This window comes from Anaerovirgula multivorans, assembly GCF_900188145.1.
Taxonomy (GTDB): domain Bacteria; phylum Bacillota; class Clostridia; order Peptostreptococcales; family Natronincolaceae; genus Anaerovirgula; species Anaerovirgula multivorans.
The window spans coordinates 206,032-223,509 of record NZ_FZOJ01000002.1 but is presented as its reverse complement, the minus strand read 5'-3'; the positions used below and the strand labels follow the sequence as shown (position 1 = coordinate 223,509).

General features: G+C 35.9%; 17 protein-coding genes. 15 read left to right on the top strand and 2 right to left on the bottom strand.

Annotated elements, in window-relative coordinates:
- Positions 1 to 52 precede the first annotated feature (52 nt).
- A complete protein-coding gene (locus CHB72_RS26240; protein WP_176431165.1) occupies positions 53 to 226 on the bottom strand; it encodes a hypothetical protein in 174 nt (57 codons plus the stop codon).
- 141 nt (positions 227 to 367) lie between these two features.
- A complete protein-coding gene (locus CHB72_RS03150) occupies positions 368 to 640 on the bottom strand; it encodes a hypothetical protein (protein ID WP_089281419.1) in 273 nt (90 codons plus the stop codon).
- Positions 641 to 804: 164 nt separating this feature from the next.
- On the opposite strand from CHB72_RS03150, the gene CHB72_RS03145 reads away from it, so the two are divergent.
- From CHB72_RS03145 to CHB72_RS03075, 15 genes are all read left to right on the top strand, one after another.
- The gene (locus CHB72_RS03145; RefSeq protein ID WP_089281418.1) at positions 805 to 1,413 is read left to right on the top strand and encodes a hypothetical protein; all 609 of its coding nucleotides are present in this window, start codon (positions 805 to 807) and stop codon (positions 1,411 to 1,413) included.
- Between the two features lie 351 nt (positions 1,414 to 1,764).
- The gene (locus CHB72_RS03140) at positions 1,765 to 3,129 is read left to right on the top strand and encodes a putrescine aminotransferase (RefSeq protein ID WP_089281417.1); all 1,365 of its coding nucleotides are present in this window, start codon (positions 1,765 to 1,767) and stop codon (positions 3,127 to 3,129) included.
- Positions 3,126 to 3,344: a hypothetical protein gene (locus tag CHB72_RS03135; RefSeq protein WP_207652480.1), complete on the top strand. Its 219-nt coding sequence runs from the start codon at positions 3,126 to 3,128 to the stop codon at positions 3,342 to 3,344. The genes CHB72_RS03140 and CHB72_RS03135 overlap by 4 nt, the downstream gene beginning before the upstream one ends.
- Before the next feature lie 134 nt (positions 3,345 to 3,478).
- The gene (locus CHB72_RS03130; RefSeq protein WP_089281416.1) at positions 3,479 to 5,272 is read left to right on the top strand and encodes a sigma 54-interacting transcriptional regulator; all 1,794 of its coding nucleotides are present in this window, start codon (positions 3,479 to 3,481) and stop codon (positions 5,270 to 5,272) included.
- Positions 5,273 to 5,759: 487 nt separating this feature from the next.
- Complete coding sequence (locus CHB72_RS03125) at positions 5,760 to 7,019, top strand: saccharopine dehydrogenase family protein (protein ID WP_089281415.1); 1,260 nt, start codon at positions 5,760 to 5,762, stop codon at positions 7,017 to 7,019.
- A gap of 37 nt (positions 7,020 to 7,056) precedes the next feature.
- Positions 7,057 to 7,452: a 4Fe-4S binding protein gene (locus CHB72_RS03120; RefSeq protein WP_089281414.1), complete on the top strand. Its 396-nt coding sequence runs from the start codon at positions 7,057 to 7,059 to the stop codon at positions 7,450 to 7,452.
- 2 nt (positions 7,453 to 7,454) lie between these two features.
- Positions 7,455 to 9,245, top strand: coding sequence for an aldehyde ferredoxin oxidoreductase family protein (locus tag CHB72_RS03115; protein ID WP_089281413.1), 1,791 nt, complete (start codon positions 7,455 to 7,457; stop codon positions 9,243 to 9,245).
- A 9-nt stretch (positions 9,246 to 9,254) separates the two neighbouring features.
- Entirely contained in the window at positions 9,255 to 9,485 is a 231-nt protein-coding gene (locus CHB72_RS03110) for a MoaD/ThiS family protein (RefSeq protein ID WP_089281412.1), read from the top strand.
- Positions 9,486 to 9,650: 165 nt separating this feature from the next.
- A complete protein-coding gene (locus tag CHB72_RS03105) occupies positions 9,651 to 11,273 on the top strand; it encodes a sodium:solute symporter family transporter (protein WP_089281411.1) in 1,623 nt (540 codons plus the stop codon).
- Between the two features lie 92 nt (positions 11,274 to 11,365).
- A complete protein-coding gene (gene speB / locus CHB72_RS03100) occupies positions 11,366 to 12,265 on the top strand; it encodes an agmatinase (RefSeq protein WP_089281410.1) in 900 nt (299 codons plus the stop codon).
- Positions 12,266 to 12,406: 141 nt separating this feature from the next.
- Positions 12,407 to 13,234 carry a polyamine aminopropyltransferase gene (gene speE / locus CHB72_RS03095; RefSeq protein ID WP_089281409.1) on the top strand — a complete coding sequence of 276 codons (828 nt, stop codon included), beginning with the start codon at positions 12,407 to 12,409 and terminating at the stop codon, positions 13,232 to 13,234.
- Positions 13,235 to 13,320: 86 nt separating this feature from the next.
- On the top strand, positions 13,321 to 13,776 hold the full coding sequence (locus CHB72_RS03090; RefSeq protein WP_089281408.1) for a pyridoxamine 5'-phosphate oxidase family protein: 456 nt from the start codon (positions 13,321 to 13,323) through the stop codon (positions 13,774 to 13,776).
- A gap of 161 nt (positions 13,777 to 13,937) precedes the next feature.
- Positions 13,938 to 14,894 (top strand): ROK family protein, encoded by a 957-nt coding sequence (locus CHB72_RS03085; RefSeq protein ID WP_089281407.1) that lies wholly within the window; start codon positions 13,938 to 13,940, stop codon positions 14,892 to 14,894.
- 81 nt (positions 14,895 to 14,975) lie between these two features.
- Positions 14,976 to 16,034: an oxidoreductase gene (locus tag CHB72_RS03080; RefSeq protein ID WP_089281406.1), complete on the top strand. Its 1,059-nt coding sequence runs from the start codon at positions 14,976 to 14,978 to the stop codon at positions 16,032 to 16,034.
- 426 nt (positions 16,035 to 16,460) lie between these two features.
- Entirely contained in the window at positions 16,461 to 17,468 is a 1,008-nt protein-coding gene (locus tag CHB72_RS03075) for a sugar-binding protein (RefSeq protein ID WP_089281405.1), read from the top strand.
- The last annotated feature ends 10 nt before the right edge of the window (positions 17,469 to 17,478 follow it).

The following is a 17,478-nucleotide window of genomic DNA, read 5'->3' as shown; positions in this document are numbered from 1 at the left end:
ACAAGACTATTTATAGTATTGTTGTTTTTTGTAATGATTAAATTATTGAACATTAACATATCTGTCTAATGGTTGTTTGAGACTTAAAGGAATCCATTGTTTCGTCTATTGTCTCTTCTATTGCTAAAACCTTTGAGTTATGGCTTTTAAAGGTGTTTATTTCATCTATATGAAAGACTGTAATACTAAGACCTATCAATATTATGGTTATTACTTTCTTGAACATAATCATACCTCCTTTATTAACTCTAATTAAATTTCTATATAAAGATAATATTCTTTGGAGAATATACCTTTATACGTTATATTTTTTGCAAAAGAATAAAAATTATTTGGGGAATAAAAGGAGATATTTACATATATTAAATTATGATTTGATAAAATAATTCTTTGCTTTTTTTACATAGTTATAAAAAATCATTACAATAAAGCCCCAAAGCAATAAAGAAGCAATAGAAAATCTTCGGGCACGAGCAACGATCAAGAAAGCCGCCACTAAAAGGGAAGAAATGTAAGTATTATGATTTTTAAAATTATCGATAATTTTTTGTCCCAAAATTATTCTATCAACAATTGTGAAAATTATAAAAGTCTTAATCCATTCTAACATTAAAAAAGTACCAGTATTGATATATTCCATAACCTATCACACTCCAAATTTATTATTATCTATTAAATTTTATTATTTTGGAATTATATTATTATATTATATCATATTAAGTAGTACAACTATGCAGGAGATTTAAAGGAAATAAAGATGTATAATGGAGAATAAAACAATTGATTAAAGAGAGAGGATAAAAGATGAAATGGGAAAAAGCGGAAAAGTATAGAAAATATAAAAAAGACCCTTTTTTGAATGAAATGTATCCCCAAAATCCTGAAACTGGAAACTTAATTATAGAAATTCTTTTAGAAAAGCATATTTATCTTTTTAATGAATGGGATAATGCCTCCTTCAAAAGACGGGACCTAGATCCGGACTTAATTTATTTTTTAGAGGAATGTTTTCAAGAGATACCTCTTAAATATGATATTCAACTAAATATTGCTATTACTGAAGAAGAAAGGGATTTAGCAAGAGAAGCTGATATTATTAAAGGCATTAGAACCCAGTATACTCACTATTTACGTGCTGAAAAGAGGAGTTTAAAAGAATTATTCATGAAGGCAGTACTTTATGTGATTACAGCATTTTTATTATTGTTAGCAGCCTCAGTATTAGAAGGATGGTTAATAGTACATCCTCTAACTACTACTTTGCTGCAGGGATTTTATGTAGGAGGTTGGGTATTTGCTTGGGAAGCTATATCTAGCTTTTCCTTTAATAGAGGTCCAATAGTAAGAAAGGTAAAAGAACATCAGCGGTTTCTAAGAGCTCCAATACAATTTGTATATATGAAACAAAAGTAATATTTTCGGTCCTCTGCTTTTGTCCATCGGCTTATCTCAAATTTGAGATTGGTGGTCTCGAATCTGACAAAGCAATATTAAATAAGAGAAACCTAATACTTCTTAAAAACCCATAAAATTATCTCAAAATTGAGAAAGTTTTATGGGCTTTTAAGAAGTATTTTTATATGTCTCTTAAAACACTCCTAAATATTCTAATAGAACACAATATATAAACATTGGAAACTCAAAAAGTAGAGATGGAGTACAAGTGATACTTTGAAACATCTAATTATTTGGTTAGTTTTGGCATGGGTCTTGCTTTTAATAGTAGCTAAAGGGAAAAAGAAAAAATAGAAGGAGGAAAAGTGCATGAAGACCGATAAAAAAGCAGCCTTACAGGAAGCTCAAAAGGTATTAGATTTTATTATTAAGGAAGAGTTAACGGATGTAGAAAAGGATCAGATTGTAAAGGACTCCATAGAAAATTTCAATGAAAATGTTAATCCAGGGTGGTTAAACTATCGAAAATCTGTATCCACCAATGAAGCTTTTGTTGAGTGGGAGGATTCTGTGGAAACTTTCAAGGATTTATACGGCAATGAATTTATTGATTGTCTAGGAGGCTTTGGCATTTACACTTGTGGCCATAGAAATCCAGAAATATTGAAATACGTACAGGCGCAACTAAATCGATATGCTCTACATAGCCAAGAACTGGTAGATCCATTAAGAGGCTACTTAGCAAAGATACTGGCAATGGCAACACCAGGGGATTTGCAATACGCTTTCTTCTGTAACGGTGGGGCGGAAGCAGTAGAAATGGCATTAAAACTAGCAAGATTAGCATTAGGAAAGCACTACTATATTTCCACAGTAAACGGATTTCATGGTAAATCCTATGGAGCAGTGTCTATGGGGGGGAAAGGCACCTATAGAAAACCTTATCTTCCCATGATTCAAGGGGTACAGCATGTAGAATACGGTGATGCAGATGCAGCAGAAAAAGCGATTAAAAATCTAATAGCAGTAGGAGAAACTGTAGCTGCTATGATTGTGGAACCAATCCAAGGAGAAGCAGGAATTATTCTACCACCGGAGGGGTATCTAAAGAGGCTAAGAGAAATATGTGATCAATATGATGTATGCCTAATCTTTGATGAGATACAAACTGGGATGGGGAGAACAGGAACCATGTGGGCATGCGAATATTACGATGTGGTGCCAGATATCATGACCTTTGGAAAAGCCTTTGGTGGAGGAGTGATGCCAATAACAGGAATCATAGCAAGACCCCATTTATGGACAGAAGAAATTAAAGAAAACCCGTGGATTTTAGGCTCTCCAACCTTTGGTGGAAATCCAGTATGCTGTGCAGCAGCCATAGCAACTTTGAAATTTATGTTAGAAACCGATTTGCCCAGACAAATAGCAGAAAAGGGTGACTATATGATGAATAAGCTAAAAGTGCTGCAAGAAAAGCATCCAATATTGGTGGAGGTAAGAGGAAAAGGCTTCTTAATAGGTTTAGAATATCCGACACCAGAAATAGGTTGGGCGGTGTCAAAGGGATTATTTAAAAGAAGAATTATGACAGGAGGAACATTGATAAACTCTAAGACCAATAGAATAGAACCGCCGGGAATTATCAGCTATGAAACCATTGATACCATTATACAAAGATTAGATGAAACCTTAGCAGAGGTGGAGGAAGAGAGTATGCAGGAGAGGAATTGACCGTTAGTAGACTAGTGGTTAATCAACCAAGCTCTACTAGTGCTGGTGGCAGCTTGTACAATGGTTTTGCTCCTACAACTACCCTTGGCTGCGGAACTTGGGGAAATAACAGTATTTCTGAAAACTTTACCTATACGCATATGTTAAATATATCCCGCATAGGCTATGATATGAAAGACAAACAAGTACCGACAGATGAAGAAATATGGGAGTAGAGTAAATGATTAACAGGTTAAGGAGGTTTATGAATATGTAACTTTTTGATAATAGCAGGAGAATTCAACAAGAACTAGAAGTTAAAATATACCAAATATTTTGTTGATTTTCGATAATTAAAAGGGTGGTTTTTATGGTAAACCTGAAGAAAATAGCCCATACTGTTCAACAAGTGGCAGAAGCAATTTCACTGGCTGTAGGTATTGAAACGGAAATCGTAGACGATGAATTAACTATTGTAGGGGGCACAAATTTATACAGGGAACGGTTAGGACAAAAAGAAGAATCTGGAAATATTGAAAACAATTATCTCTATGGGCGAGTTCTTCAAGAAGGAGAAACTGCTGTTGTCGAGGATGCAAGAAGGGATATCACCTATGATTATTCCACTGTAATAGGAACAACACAGGAATTAGCTGAGATATGTACCCCTATTAAAGCAAAAAATAAAATAATAGGTATTATTGGTTTGGTTGCCTTTACCAAAGAACAGCAGCAACATTTGTTGAGAAATAAAGAGAGTATGATACTGTTTGTTGAACGAATGGCAGATTTATTGGCTTCAAAGGCCCTGGAAACAGAGGCTCTCCATCGAATTAAGACGATACAAAACGAAATCATGACAATTCTAGAAACCATACACGAAGGCATGTTGGCTATTAATGAAAAAGGCCATATAAACTATTGCAATTCCAACGCAGAGGTGTTACTACGGTCTCTGAGGGAGCATATCGTTGGGAAGCATATCTCTTATTTCATGCCAAATACTCCCGCGCTGAAGGTATTGGAAAATGGTGAAGGCTATACGGAAAATGAAGAAATCTATAAAAAGGAATATAGTAATTTTCACTTTATAGTAACTGCTAGAGCTATTTCGGGAAGTACAAAGCCCAGAGGTGTAGTCATATCTTTTAGAGATATTGTTGAAGCTAGAAAATTAATCTACAATATGAGTGAAATGAGTATGAGCTATACATTTGAAGATATTGTAGGAATCAGTGATAGTATAGTCAAGGTAAAAAAACAGGCTGATCAAGTTGCTAGGGGCTATTCTACTGTACTTATTACAGGAGAAAGTGGAACCGGAAAGGAATTGTTTGCTAGGGCAATACATTATTCTAGCCCAAGAAAGAAAGGACCTTTTATCACTGTGAACTGTGGCGCGATCCCTGAAACGTTATTGGAAAGCGAACTTTTCGGTTACGAACGGGGAGCCTTTACTGGTGCAAAGGAAAAAGGAAAGGTTGGAAAGTTTGAATTGGCAGATGGGGGCACAATTTTTCTGGACGAAATAGGGGATATGCCTTTACACCTTCAAGTGAAATTATTACATGTATTGCAAAATAGAAGGTTTGAAAGAGTAGGGGGCAATAAAACTATTTTAGTAGATGTAAGAGTAATTGCTGCCACGAATAAAAACTTAGAAGAAATGATTAACCACAAAAAATTCCGCGAAGATTTGTATTATCGATTAAGTGTTATCCCTCTCAAAATACCTCCTCTAAGAGAACGACAAGATGATATTTCACTCTTAAAAGATTACTTCCTAAAAAAATATAACGCATTTTTGAATAAGAGCATTAAGGGTTTTTCAAAGCAAGTAGAAGAGTTATACCGTACTTATAACTGGCCGGGAAATGTAAGAGAGTTAGAAAATGCAGTAGAATATGCTGTCAATATGACATTTTCCAATGAAATAGAACTAGATGCTGTGCCTCCAAGAATAAGAAAGTATTATCATACCCCGAGCGTGGGGGAAAAAGAGTCAACACTACAGGATTGTCTAAAAAGATTAGAAAAAGATATATTCCTCAAGAAGATAGCAGAAAAAGGTGAAAGCCAAAATGCTAAGCTAGAAATTGCTGAAGAACTAGGAATCAGTAGAGCAACTTTGTATAGGAAATTGGCTGAGCATAATCTGTCTTAATAATGAGAAAATAGGATATAGCGTTCTCAAATTTAAGATGGGCTAGGAAATCATAAATATATTTACTTTTTGATAAGCAAAGTATCAATCATGAGACTGTTATATAGATAACCAATTTTAAACTTTAATTGCACTCTGTGAAAGTGACTGACAGCAAATCAAAGATTTGGGTCATCTACTTTTGATATACACGGTCTACGGTTTCGCCCAAAAACCCATGGGCTGCAAATGTAGCCCTTAGTACATGGAAATTTGCAGACATATATTTATACATCAATCATAATTTGAATATTATGAATATTTAATCTACTACAAGGTATTAAAATGGTATAATTCTTGCAATGAAATTCAATATGAGAATAGAGAGGAGGTAATGGCATTCAATCCATATAGAGATTTACCATGGGATTTCACCTAGCTGTACTAACCTTTTTTAACGGGTAATTATATGAAGCATGTTATATATAATTAAAATGGAGGGTTAGTTATGAAGGTGTTATTAATTGGAGTCGGCGGAGTTGGAGAAGCAATTGCAAAAATGAGTGAGAAAAGGGATTGGCTTGATCAAATGGTTCTAGCAGATTATACATTAAATAGAGCTAGAGAAGTACAGAAAAAATTAGGAGATGAAAAAAGATTTTCTATTGAACAGATTGACGCAAAGAATAAAGATGGAATGATAGCCTTAGTTAAAAAATATGATATTGATCTAATTATGAATGGATGTGATCCATCTTTAAATCATACTATCTTTGATGCAGCTTATGGAGCTGGGTGCAATTATATGGATATGGCTATGACCTTGTCAGAACCTCATCCAGAGGATCCCTACAATAAGACATTTGTTAAATTAGGAGATTATCAATTTGAAAGAACCAAACTATGGGAGAAAAAAGGAATTCTTGCCATTGTTGGGTCAGGAGTAGAACCAGGAATGGCAGACGTATTTGCTCGATATGCATCAGATTACTTATTTGACGAAATAGAAGAAATAGGTATCCGTGACGGTAACAATATGACGGTAGAAGGTTATTCTATACCCTTTGGATTTTCCATATGGACGACAATAGAGGAATGTCTAAATCCTCCTGTAATTTGGGAAAGAGGTAAGGGGTGGTTTACAACAGAGCCCTTCTCAGAGTCTGAAATTTTCCATTTGCCAGAAGGTATTGGACCTGTAGAAGTAGTTAATGTTGAACATGAAGAGGTACTTTTAATTCCTAGATATATTGATAAAGGATTAAAACGGGTTACTTTCAAATTCGGCTTAGGAGATGACTTTATTACGATGTTGAAAAATCTAAAGGAATTGGGACTACATCGCACTGAAAAAATCAAGGTAGGAGATACATATATTTCTCCGCGGGATGTAGTGGCAACATCAGCTCCAAATCCAGCCCAATTAGGACCTAAGATGGTAGGCAAAACCTGTGCGGGAACTTGGGTAAAAGGAAAAAAAGACGGTAAGGCAAGACAGGTATATTTGTATCAAGTAGCTGACAACCAAGAATGCATGAAAAACTTTGGAAGCCAAGCAATTGTAGCACAGACAGCTTTTCCTCCAGTTATTATGATGGAATTAATCGCCAGGGGAATCTGGAAGGGAAAAGGAGTTTATGGACCTGAAGCCTTTGATTCAGTGCCTTTTATGGATAAAATGGAAGATTATAAATTTCCATATGGCATGATAGAGATGGATTCAGAATATAAGGAAATGTTGAAGGAAGAAGAACTTGTGAAGGTATGAGAAGATAAAACACTTCAAGGTTAAAAGGGGGCATATTATGGGATTGAAATTTATTGAGGATAAGTGTATTGGGTGCAAATTGTGTCACTTAGCATGCTCAGGAGCCCATGAAGGAGCTTTTAATCCGAAATTAGCCAGACTATCAGTGGAATCCTATTATCAAAATAAAGGCCTAGTCATAGAAGCTTATGTCTGTACCCTCTGTGGTAAATGCGTAGATGCCTGTCCAACCTCTGCTATTACCCTGAAAAATGGACGGTTATACTATGAAGTAGAATATTGTATCAACTGTGGTATTTGTGTTAATACATGCCCTGAAGAGATCATTGTACAGAAGGAAGAAAATGTGGGGATATGTGATCTTTGCGAGGGGGCACCTTGGTGTGTAAAGTTCTGTCCTCATGGGGCATTGACATATGAGGAGGTGAAGTAGCGATGTTAGGTTATCAAAACAAGGTATTGCGAATTGATTTAAACAATAAAGCAAATTCTACGGAACCTCTAAACATGGAATGGGCAAGACAATACATAGGTGGAAAGGGCTTGGGTATTAAATATTTATTTGAAGAGTTAAAGCCAGGAACAGATCCTTTTTCACCGGAAAATAAACTAATTTTTATGGCAGCTCCATTAACAGGTACAACGGTCCCTTGCTCAGGAAAATTAGCAATTATATCCCGTTCACCTGCCACCGGAACCATTTTAGACTGTTCTATTGGGGGACACATAGCATCAGAAATTAAATTTGCTGGATATGATGCAGTTATTATTGAAGGCGCAGTAGATACACCAAGCTACATTTATATTGAGGATGAAAAAGTAGAGATTCTATCAGCCCATGAATTGTGGGGAAAGGGTTCACATGAAACAGAAACTACGTTGCTTCACAGGTATGGAAAAGATTGTAAGATATTAAGCATAGGACCAGCAGGGGAAAATTTGATACCAATGGCTTGCATTAATTCTGATTATTATAGACAGGCTGGCAGAGGTGGTATTGGCGCAGTGATGGGGAGTAAAAATATAAAAGCCATTGTTGTAAAGGGCAATGGTAATGTTAAAGTTGCAAATATGAAAGAAACATTAGGATTTATTAATCATATGATGCATGAAAATACCTTAACCGATGACAATTTATGGGCTTATACCGATGGTACTGCTATGATTGTAGAGATGTCTCAAACCACTGGTATACTTCCAACTAGAAATTTTCAGGACGGAGCATTTCAGAGCTATAAAAATATCGATTCAGAGGCAATGAAAAAGGTAAGAGCTGGTAAAAAGGGATGTGGAAGCTGTGCTTTAGGATGTGGAAACTTTACAAAGATAGGAGAGACTGTAGTGGAAGGACCTGAGTACGAAACAATCGCTTTGTGTGCATCAAATTGTGACATAGGGGATTTAGAGGCTTTAGTACAATTCAATAGTCTATGCGATGACTTAGGTTTAGATACCATCAGTACTGGAAATACCACCGCCTTTGCTATGGAATTAACTGAAAAGGGAATTAAGGACTTCGGCTTGAGCTTTGGAGATATTGATGCCTATTTAAAAGTACCAGAAATGATAGCTAAAAAGCAGGGAATAGGTGCAGAGCTGGCTTTAGGTACTAGAGAACTAGCTAAGCGATATGGCGGCAGTGACTTTGCTATGCAGGTGAAAGGATTAGAGTTTCCAGGCTATGAGCCAAGAGGTTCATGGGGGATGGGATTAGCCTATGCTACCTCTGATAGAGGGGCTTGCCATATGAGGGCGTGGCCAGTGGCTCAAGAAGCCTATGGTGATGTAGATCCATTCACCACAGAAGGGAAAGCAGCTATGGTGATTGAACTACAAAATTACAATGCAGTTAAATTTTCTTCAATTATCTGTGATTTTTGGGCATTGGACTTAGAAGTGTTAAGTCAAGTTTTAAACGCTGTGACAGGAGAAAAGTTTACTGTCGAAGAACTGGATAGGATTGGGGAAAGAGTAGTAAGTATTGGAAGACTATTTAACCAAAGAGAAGGATTTACTAGTAAAGATGACACGCTACCTAATAGAATATTTAACGATGCTTTAAAATCAGGAGCTACAGCTGGCAAAAAAATACCTAAGGAAGACTTTGAAAAGATGCTTGTCCAATATTATACTATAAGAGGGTGGAATGAAGATGGTACGATAGGACAAGAGAAACTAGCAGAGCTACAGCTTATAGAAGCAAAGACAGCTATGGAAGAAGCTTAAGGTGGCCCCATGAAGACAAAAATCACACTAATGGGACCCTTAAATAAATATTTTAATGGTACAAAAACAAAAAAAATTACTCTTTCAAGTCATGCAACAATAGAAGATTTGCTTAAAAAAATAGGTCTTCCTAGGGAATATGTAAGTATTGTAGCAGTGAATGGAGCTAAGGTATCGTTGGATGATAGCTTGCAAAATGAGGATGAGGTAGTTATCTATCCCCCTGTTTCAGGGGGATAGAGGAAATCTTGACTAGGAAACATTATTGGGTTAAAGTCTATAGTAGTAAAGGTATTTTCGTGAAGCCTCTAAGGATCTATGGAGTAGCACAACAAATTTCAGATTATTCTGAATTTTGTTGTGGGATTAACAGTTTATAGTACGAAATAAAGGGGGGGAATATTAATGGGAGAACCAGTTGTTGGTATTTTTGAAACAGCTAACTGGATTTTAGGCCTATTAGTTGTTTATATAGGGGTTATCTTGTTTTTAGGATTCAAATATTCGGGCAAAATTGAAGAATCTGATGACTTGGCATTAGCTGGTAGAGGATTGACACTTCCATTTATGGTACCATCGATTGTAGCAACTTGGATCTGTGCTGGTGCCATAATGGGAGCTGCTGGACAATCTTATCTTTGGGGTTTCCAAGGTGTTATTTTTGACCCCTTTGGTCCTGTAATGATGATGTTCTTAGTAGCTATTTTTTTCGCATTTCGCTTAAGGAGATCCGGTTATAGTACAGTAGTAGACTTTTTTAATTCAAGATATAATAAAAAGATGGGTATTTTATACTTAATCATTCAAGTGATTTCTGCTACAGGATGGCTAGGGGGACAGCTAGTTGCACTGGGAATCATTGTAAATCTAACAACCGGCTTTAATATGGTGGTTGCCACGATTATTGCCACCATTGTTGTTATCATAGTAACCTATTTTGGTGGACTATGGGCTCTGTCTAGGGTGGATGCCATCGGTTTTATTTTAATTATTGTAGGATTATTAGTTATGTTCCCTGTGGTATTAGGAGAAGTAGGAGGCTTCAGTAATTTCTTAGCTACAGCTGAAAACTGGGGAGAGTTGCCAACCTTTGCGATTACACCTGTTGCTGCTGATGATGGAGGTTACTTATGGTATGCTGGTATATTGGCTATTATGTACTATGTTGCAGCTTGGACTTCTTTAGGAATAGGAGATATTAATAGTCAGGTGTTACTACAAAGGGTATTGGCAGCAAAGGATGAAAAAACAGCTGTCAGAGGCTTTGCTATTAGTGGTGTGTTGTATTTAGTTTTAGGTTTGATTCCTGTCTCAATTGGTATTGCTATGTTCAGTTATGGTCTGGAGTTACCTTTAAATCAAACTGAGATGGTATTACCTTGGGTAGCGGATTATATGTTATCACCAGTTGCAGGCACCATATTTATCGTTTCGTTAGCAGCGGCTATTATTAGTACTGTTGGCGACAACTGTTTAATTGTTTCTACACTTGTAGGTCATAACTTATACCAGCACTTTAGACCAGGTGTTACTCAAAAACAAAGATTAAAGGCAATGAGAACTTCGATACCGATTGTTGCAATAGTAGCTATGTTAATTGCATTAATGTTTGGAGCTGTTTACAAGCTTATTGTATTTAGTGGAGCTGTTTCTCTTGCCACCATTGTTGCACCATACGTAATGGGATTTTTCTGGGAAAAATCCAACAGCAAAGGAGCTATTGCTTCCTTCTTTGGAGGATTAATTACTTGGGGAGTATCCTTTATGTTGTTACTGCCCATTACAAGGGATGCTAACTTTGAAGAGGAACTTATAGAAGCAGGAGTAGCTATGGATTGGGCCGTCTGGGATGCCCTTTATATGGCATTGGTTCCAGCGGCAATTGTGGGCTTTGGTTTAATCATTATAGTTTCCCTAAAAACACAGAAATCAGATCCACCGAGGCCGTTTGTCAATGCAAAAGGTGAATTAATGGATGATAAACTTTTCTTCTGGTCAAAGGATAAAGTTACAAGTGAAGTAAAATGATTCATTGAAATTTTACCACCTTTTCTTTAAAATAGGAAGGGTGGTAAAACTTTGATATGGGTATAATATTTAAAAAATAGAGGAGGAGTTCTATGAAATATCGATTGCCGTGGGGAGAAATCTATACAGATCAATTAGAAAATGCAGATATTGCTATTCTAGGAGTCCCTTTTGATAGTGCAGTAAGTAATAAAAAAGGTGCTGCTGAGGCGCCAGATAGAATCAGAGAACTTTCAAGGATATTGCCCGCAGTTACAGAAGAAGGATTGTTATTAAAAAACTTGAAGGTTTATGATCATGAAAATGTTGAAATTACTTTAGATTGGGAAAAATATTTTAGAAAAGTGGAAGAAACAGCTATTGAATTAATAGGAAGCGGTAAATTTTGTATCTTTATTGGTGGAGATCATGCTGTCACGATACCATTAGAAACCGCCTTTACAAAAGTGCATAAAGGTGAAAAGATAGGGATTATCCATTTCGACTCTCATCCTGATATTATTGACACCTATGATGGGCATCCATGGTCCCATGCGTGCACGCAACGAAGAGCTTTGGAATTAGATGCTATGAAACCAGAGGGGCTAACCTTTATTGGATTGAGATCCTTCATGGAGGAGGAGTTGGAGTATTTTGAAAAACATCCAGAAATTAAAATTATTAATGCAAGGGAAGTTTATCGTAAGGGCATAGACTATGTTTTAGAGACAGTAAAGGAAAAATATAAAGATTATACAAAGATATATATTACTTTGGATATAGATGTATTAGATCCTGCCTTTGCACCAGGAACAGGAACTCCTGAGGCAGGAGGTTTAAGTACTAGAGAACTGATGGAACTAGTAAGAGAAATGGTATTGACATTGCCAGTTGAAGTAGTTGATATTGTGGAGGTTTCTCCTCCTTTAGATACTTCTGATATTACCAGCTGGGCGGCTTTGAAAGTAATATACGAGGTTTTTGGTGCAGTGTATAGAAAACGAAACAAATAAGTTGCCTGTTAAAGGGATACAGATGTAAATGAGCAGAATATTTAAGAAAAATCAGAAGTATATTATATACATACTGAAGGATATATGATATAATTTACCTGTTTTACAATAATTTTGAAAAAGTACTAAGGAGGAAGAACATTGTCAATTATTTTAAGTGAATATCATTCTCCAGGTCTTTCTGTGAACTGGACTGTAAAAAAAGTTTTATATGAACAGCAATCAGACTTTCAACAGGTAACCATTCTAGATCTAGAAGAGATGGGAAGAGCGTTGGTTTTAGATAATATAATTCAAGTAACTTTAAAGGATGAATTTGTCTATAATGAGATGATTACTCATGTTCCTTTATTTACTCATCCAGCTCCAGAGAGGGTGTTAATTATTGGCGGTGGAGACGGGGGAGCAGCTAGGGAAGCTGCAAAGCATGCTACAGTAAAACAAGTAGATATGTGTGAAATTGATGGGAAGGTTATAGAGGCTTGTAGAGAGCATCTGCCAGAAACTAGCGTTTCATACGACCATCCTAAGGTAAATCTTGTTATAAAAGATGGCGTACAATTTATAAAGGACCATCCTAATACCTATGATGTTATTGTCATAGATTCTTCTGATCCAATTGGTCCTGCTGTAGAATTGTTTGGTGCAGATTTTTATAATAATGTACACCGAGCTTTGAAGGAAGACGGGTTATTTGTATGCCAAAGTGAGTCTGTATACTTCCATCAACATATTATAAAAAGAGTAAATGATGCTCTTAAGCAACTATTTCCAATAACAAGAGTATATACGGCTACTACACCGACATATCCAGGATTCCTTTGGAGCTATACAATGGCTTCTAAGAAATATGATCCTTATGATAGAATGCATGTGGAAAAACAAGCAGTACAAACAAGATACTATAACCATGACATATATAATGCTTGTTTTGCATTGCCTAACTTCATAAAAGAGGGACTAGAATAGAAGTAAATAGTTAATATTGACATAAATAGAAGCTAGATCATACAATTTGGTCTAGCTTTTTAAGTCTATAGAAGGAGGAGAAAAAAATGAGAAGAAAAGATCGAGAACTAAAGGAAGCATCTGAAATAAAAGCTATTCTTGATAAAGCTATGATTCTTAGAATTGCCTTGTGTGATGAAGAACGACCCTATATTGTACCTATGAATTTTGGTTATAAAGAGGGAAATATATACCTTCACTCAGCGCCAGTTGGTCGTAAAATAAATTTACTGAGGACAAACAACAATGTTGCTTTTGAGGCAGATGTTGATGTGGAGATTGTAAAAGCGGATAAACCCTGTAACTGGAGTATGAAATATCGCAGCGTAACAGGATTTGGAAAAGCAACTTTCTTAGGGAATGATCAGGAAAAGGTAAAAGCATTAGATATCATTATGGAAAAATACGCAGGTAAAGAAAAATTTCAATATCCAGAAGCAATGGTAGAACGGGTGGCTATCATAAAAGTGGAGATTCAGGAGATTGCCGCTAAGCAAGCGTAAAAGTAGATGACCCAAATCTTCGATTTGGTGTCAGTCACTTTCGCAGAGTGCAAGTAGATGACCCAAATCTTTGACTTGGTGCCAGTCACTTTCGCAGAGTACAATAGGAATTAATATAAAATTAAATACTATAAGAAAACAGATGAAAGAGGTGGATGAGGTTGTACTATGTCGGTGTAGATTTGGGGGGGACCTCCATAAAAATAGGCTTGGTTACAGAAGAAGGAAATATCGTAGAAAAGGTTAGCGGATCTACTCCTGTTAAAGAAGGATTCCAAGGGGTTGCAACCAAAATGAAGGGACTAATAGAAGAGCTTATTGAAAAAGCTGAGGTAGAAAAGAAGGATATAAAGGCTATTGGGATAGGCGTACCAGGGGTTTGTAATGAAGAAGGATTTATATATTTTGCAACAAATCTCTTTTGGCACAACGTCCCCCTTGGTGCAGAAATAAGGGAATTAACTGGATTACAAACGTATATAGAAAATGATGCTACTGTTGCAGCTGTAGCAGAATATATTAAGGGTGTTACCGCAGACACAAAAAACTCTATTTTTTTTACATTAGGTACTGGCTTAGGAGGCGGATTAATCATTAATAATGAGGTCTTCAGCGGCAGCCATGGTATAGGTACAGAGTTGGGCCACGTAGTAGTAGGAGAAAATTTTTATGACTGTACCTGTGGTAACAATGGATGCTTAGAAACCTATGTATCAGCCACTGCTATCATAAAACATTGCAAAAAACTATTAGAGGAAAAACAAGATAGCTTAGTGTATGATCAGGTTCATGGAAATCTAGAAAATATCAATGCAAAGATTATCTTTGATTGTGCCAGAGAAGGAGACATTGTTGCTTTAGAAGTAGTAGATAGAATGGTACATTATTTGGCCATCGGCATAGCTAATTTCATCAATATATTTGATCCAGACGTTATTGCCATAGGCGGCGGAGTTTCTGAAGCTGGTGATGTTTTCCTAGGAAAGCTAAAGGAAGAAGTGAAAAAATATATTTATGCAAAAAGCATGAATGTTACTAAAATTGAGTTAGCGCAGCTGAAAAATGATGCTGGGATTATAGGTAGTGCTATGTATGCTAAAATGAAAATTGAAAAATAAGTTGTGAGATAAATATAGACATGTGTCGGTATATTAAAATTTAGAGGCGAAAATCTATATCAGTAGAGGGGGAAGTACAACATGAATAGAACAATAAATGTGGGAATCATTGGATTTGGTTTAGCTGGAAGAGTGTTTCATGCACCAATTATTAAGAGTATAGAAGGGTTACAACTATCAAAAATTGTAGCTGCTAGACAGGAAGTAGTGAAGTTAATTCAAAAAATTCATCCAGAAGTAGAGACTGTACCAAATGCGGATGTTCTTTTTCAAGATGAAGCAATTGATCTTGTTGTAGTAGCCACACCAAATACTTCTCATGTGGAGTTAGCAACAAAAGCTTTATTAGCTAATAAACATGTGGTAGTGGAAAAACCCTTTACTATTACTTCAAAAGAGGCAGAAGCGTTGATAGAACTGGCAAAAAAACAGAATAAGATAATAACGGTTAACCAAAATAGGAGATGGGATAGCGATTTTCTTACTGTGAAAAAAATAATAGACAATCATTTCTTGGGAAATATTGTAGAATATGAGGCCCATTTTGATCGGTTTAGAAATACAATTAAACAGAACGCTTGGCGGGAAGAACAGATTCCAGGCTCAGGCATGTTATATGATTTGGGCAGTCATTTAATTGATCAAGCTCTGTGTTTATTTGGCACACCGAAAGAAGTGACAGCCCATATCGGGGTACAAAGAGAAGGTGGCAAAGTAGACGACTATTTTCATATCATACTACATTTTGAAAAAGTGAAAGCTATTTTAAAAAGTAGCATGCTGGTACGAGAAGAATTACCTCACTTTATAGTACTAGGAAATCAAGGTTCCTTTGTGAAATACGGTATGGATGTACAGGAGGATACCTTAAAGACAGGGGCTCTACCTTATGATTTTGAGGATTGGGGAAAAGAGCCGGAGGCATTGTGGGGCACTTTAAATACTGATGTAAAAGGAAGTCATTTTAAGGGAAAAGTTGAAAGTGAAATAGGAGACTACAGAGCCTTCTATAAAAATGTATATAGAGCTATTCTTGGAGAAGAACCTCTACAGATAAAACCTGAAGAGGCTAGAAATACAATAAGGGTGATTGAGTTGGCTATAGAAAGCAACAAAGAAAAGAGAACGCTGCCTTTTTAACTATCTGGAATTATTTATCTTAAAAAAATACTAGAAAGCTATTGTTGAGAAGAGAATTCACTAAATAAGTGATAATTCCTTAAAAAAATACAGAGGAAAGCAAAAGGCAATAGACAAATTTATACTATAGAAATATTCCAGTTGATTGACTGCCCTACTAGTTATTTAAAAAATCATTAATAAAACTAGAAACGGGCGGTCTTTTTTTGTTAAAAGATATTATTGTATAGATACTTGCTTCTATACTTGAAATTTAATATGCACGATCTACGGTTTCGCCCTTGACTGAAAACCGTAGTCAAGGAATGCAGATGATTTTTAGAGACTTTTTAATGACAGTAAATAGTGGCAGGATTTTTGATAGGTTTTGCCGAAGTTTACATAAAAACTAACCGTTTTAAAATTGAAGGGAGTAATTATCTGCTTATGAGGGCATTAAAGAAAATTACAGGTTTTATTAATAAAAATATTATCTATATACTAGTTGTGATTATCGTGATCAATGGTATTTATTTATACAGGTTAAGAGAAAGAGAGAAGGAAATTGTTTCTCTGACCCCTAAATATCATTTTTTCTTTATCGGACAAAACGCAGTAGACCCCTTCTGGAAGCAGATAAAGCAAGGAGTGGAAAGTGCTGCAAGGGATATGAATGTAGTAGTGGAATATAATGCTCCTAGATTTAACAATGCTGAGGAGGAGCTAAAGTATCTAGATATAGCTATTACCTCTAATGTTGATGGTATCATTACCCATGTATCGAATGGTATAGAATCTATTGAACGAATCAATGAGGCTTATCTTAGAGGGATCCCAGTTGTAACCATAGAAAATGACAGTAAGACCAGTAATAGAGATGCATTTGTTGGAACCAACAGCTTTCAGCTGGGGAAGGAGGCTGCCCAATTGATGGTTAATGCCACTGAAGGGAAGGCGAATATAGCCATCATTGTAAGCAGTGACTTTGAACTGGATTCTTTAAACCAAAACTTAAAAATAAATGGATTTTTAAGTGGTATAAAGGATTATCCTGATATGAAGGTACTAGAGGTACATACTTCGAGAATGGGAATGATTAGTGCTGAAGAAATTACTCAATCAGTTCTTAATAGCCATCTGGAGATTAATGCTATACTGACAACCAACGCGGTAGATACCCTAGGAGCAGCTCAGCTTATTATTGATTATAATAAGGTTGGTGAAATTACTTTAGTAGGTTATGGAGATATGGAAAATATTCTAAGATATATAAAAATGGGAATTATTTATGGAACAGTGATGAGTGATCCCTATAGGATGGGCTATGAAAGCCTCATGGCCTTGATGAATCTAAAAGAAGAAAAAAGTGTATCTACTTTTATAGATACAGATGTAAGGGTAATTACAAGAAATAATCTTTATGAATACGAAGAGAGTATTGATATTATTGAATAGACGGTGAAGA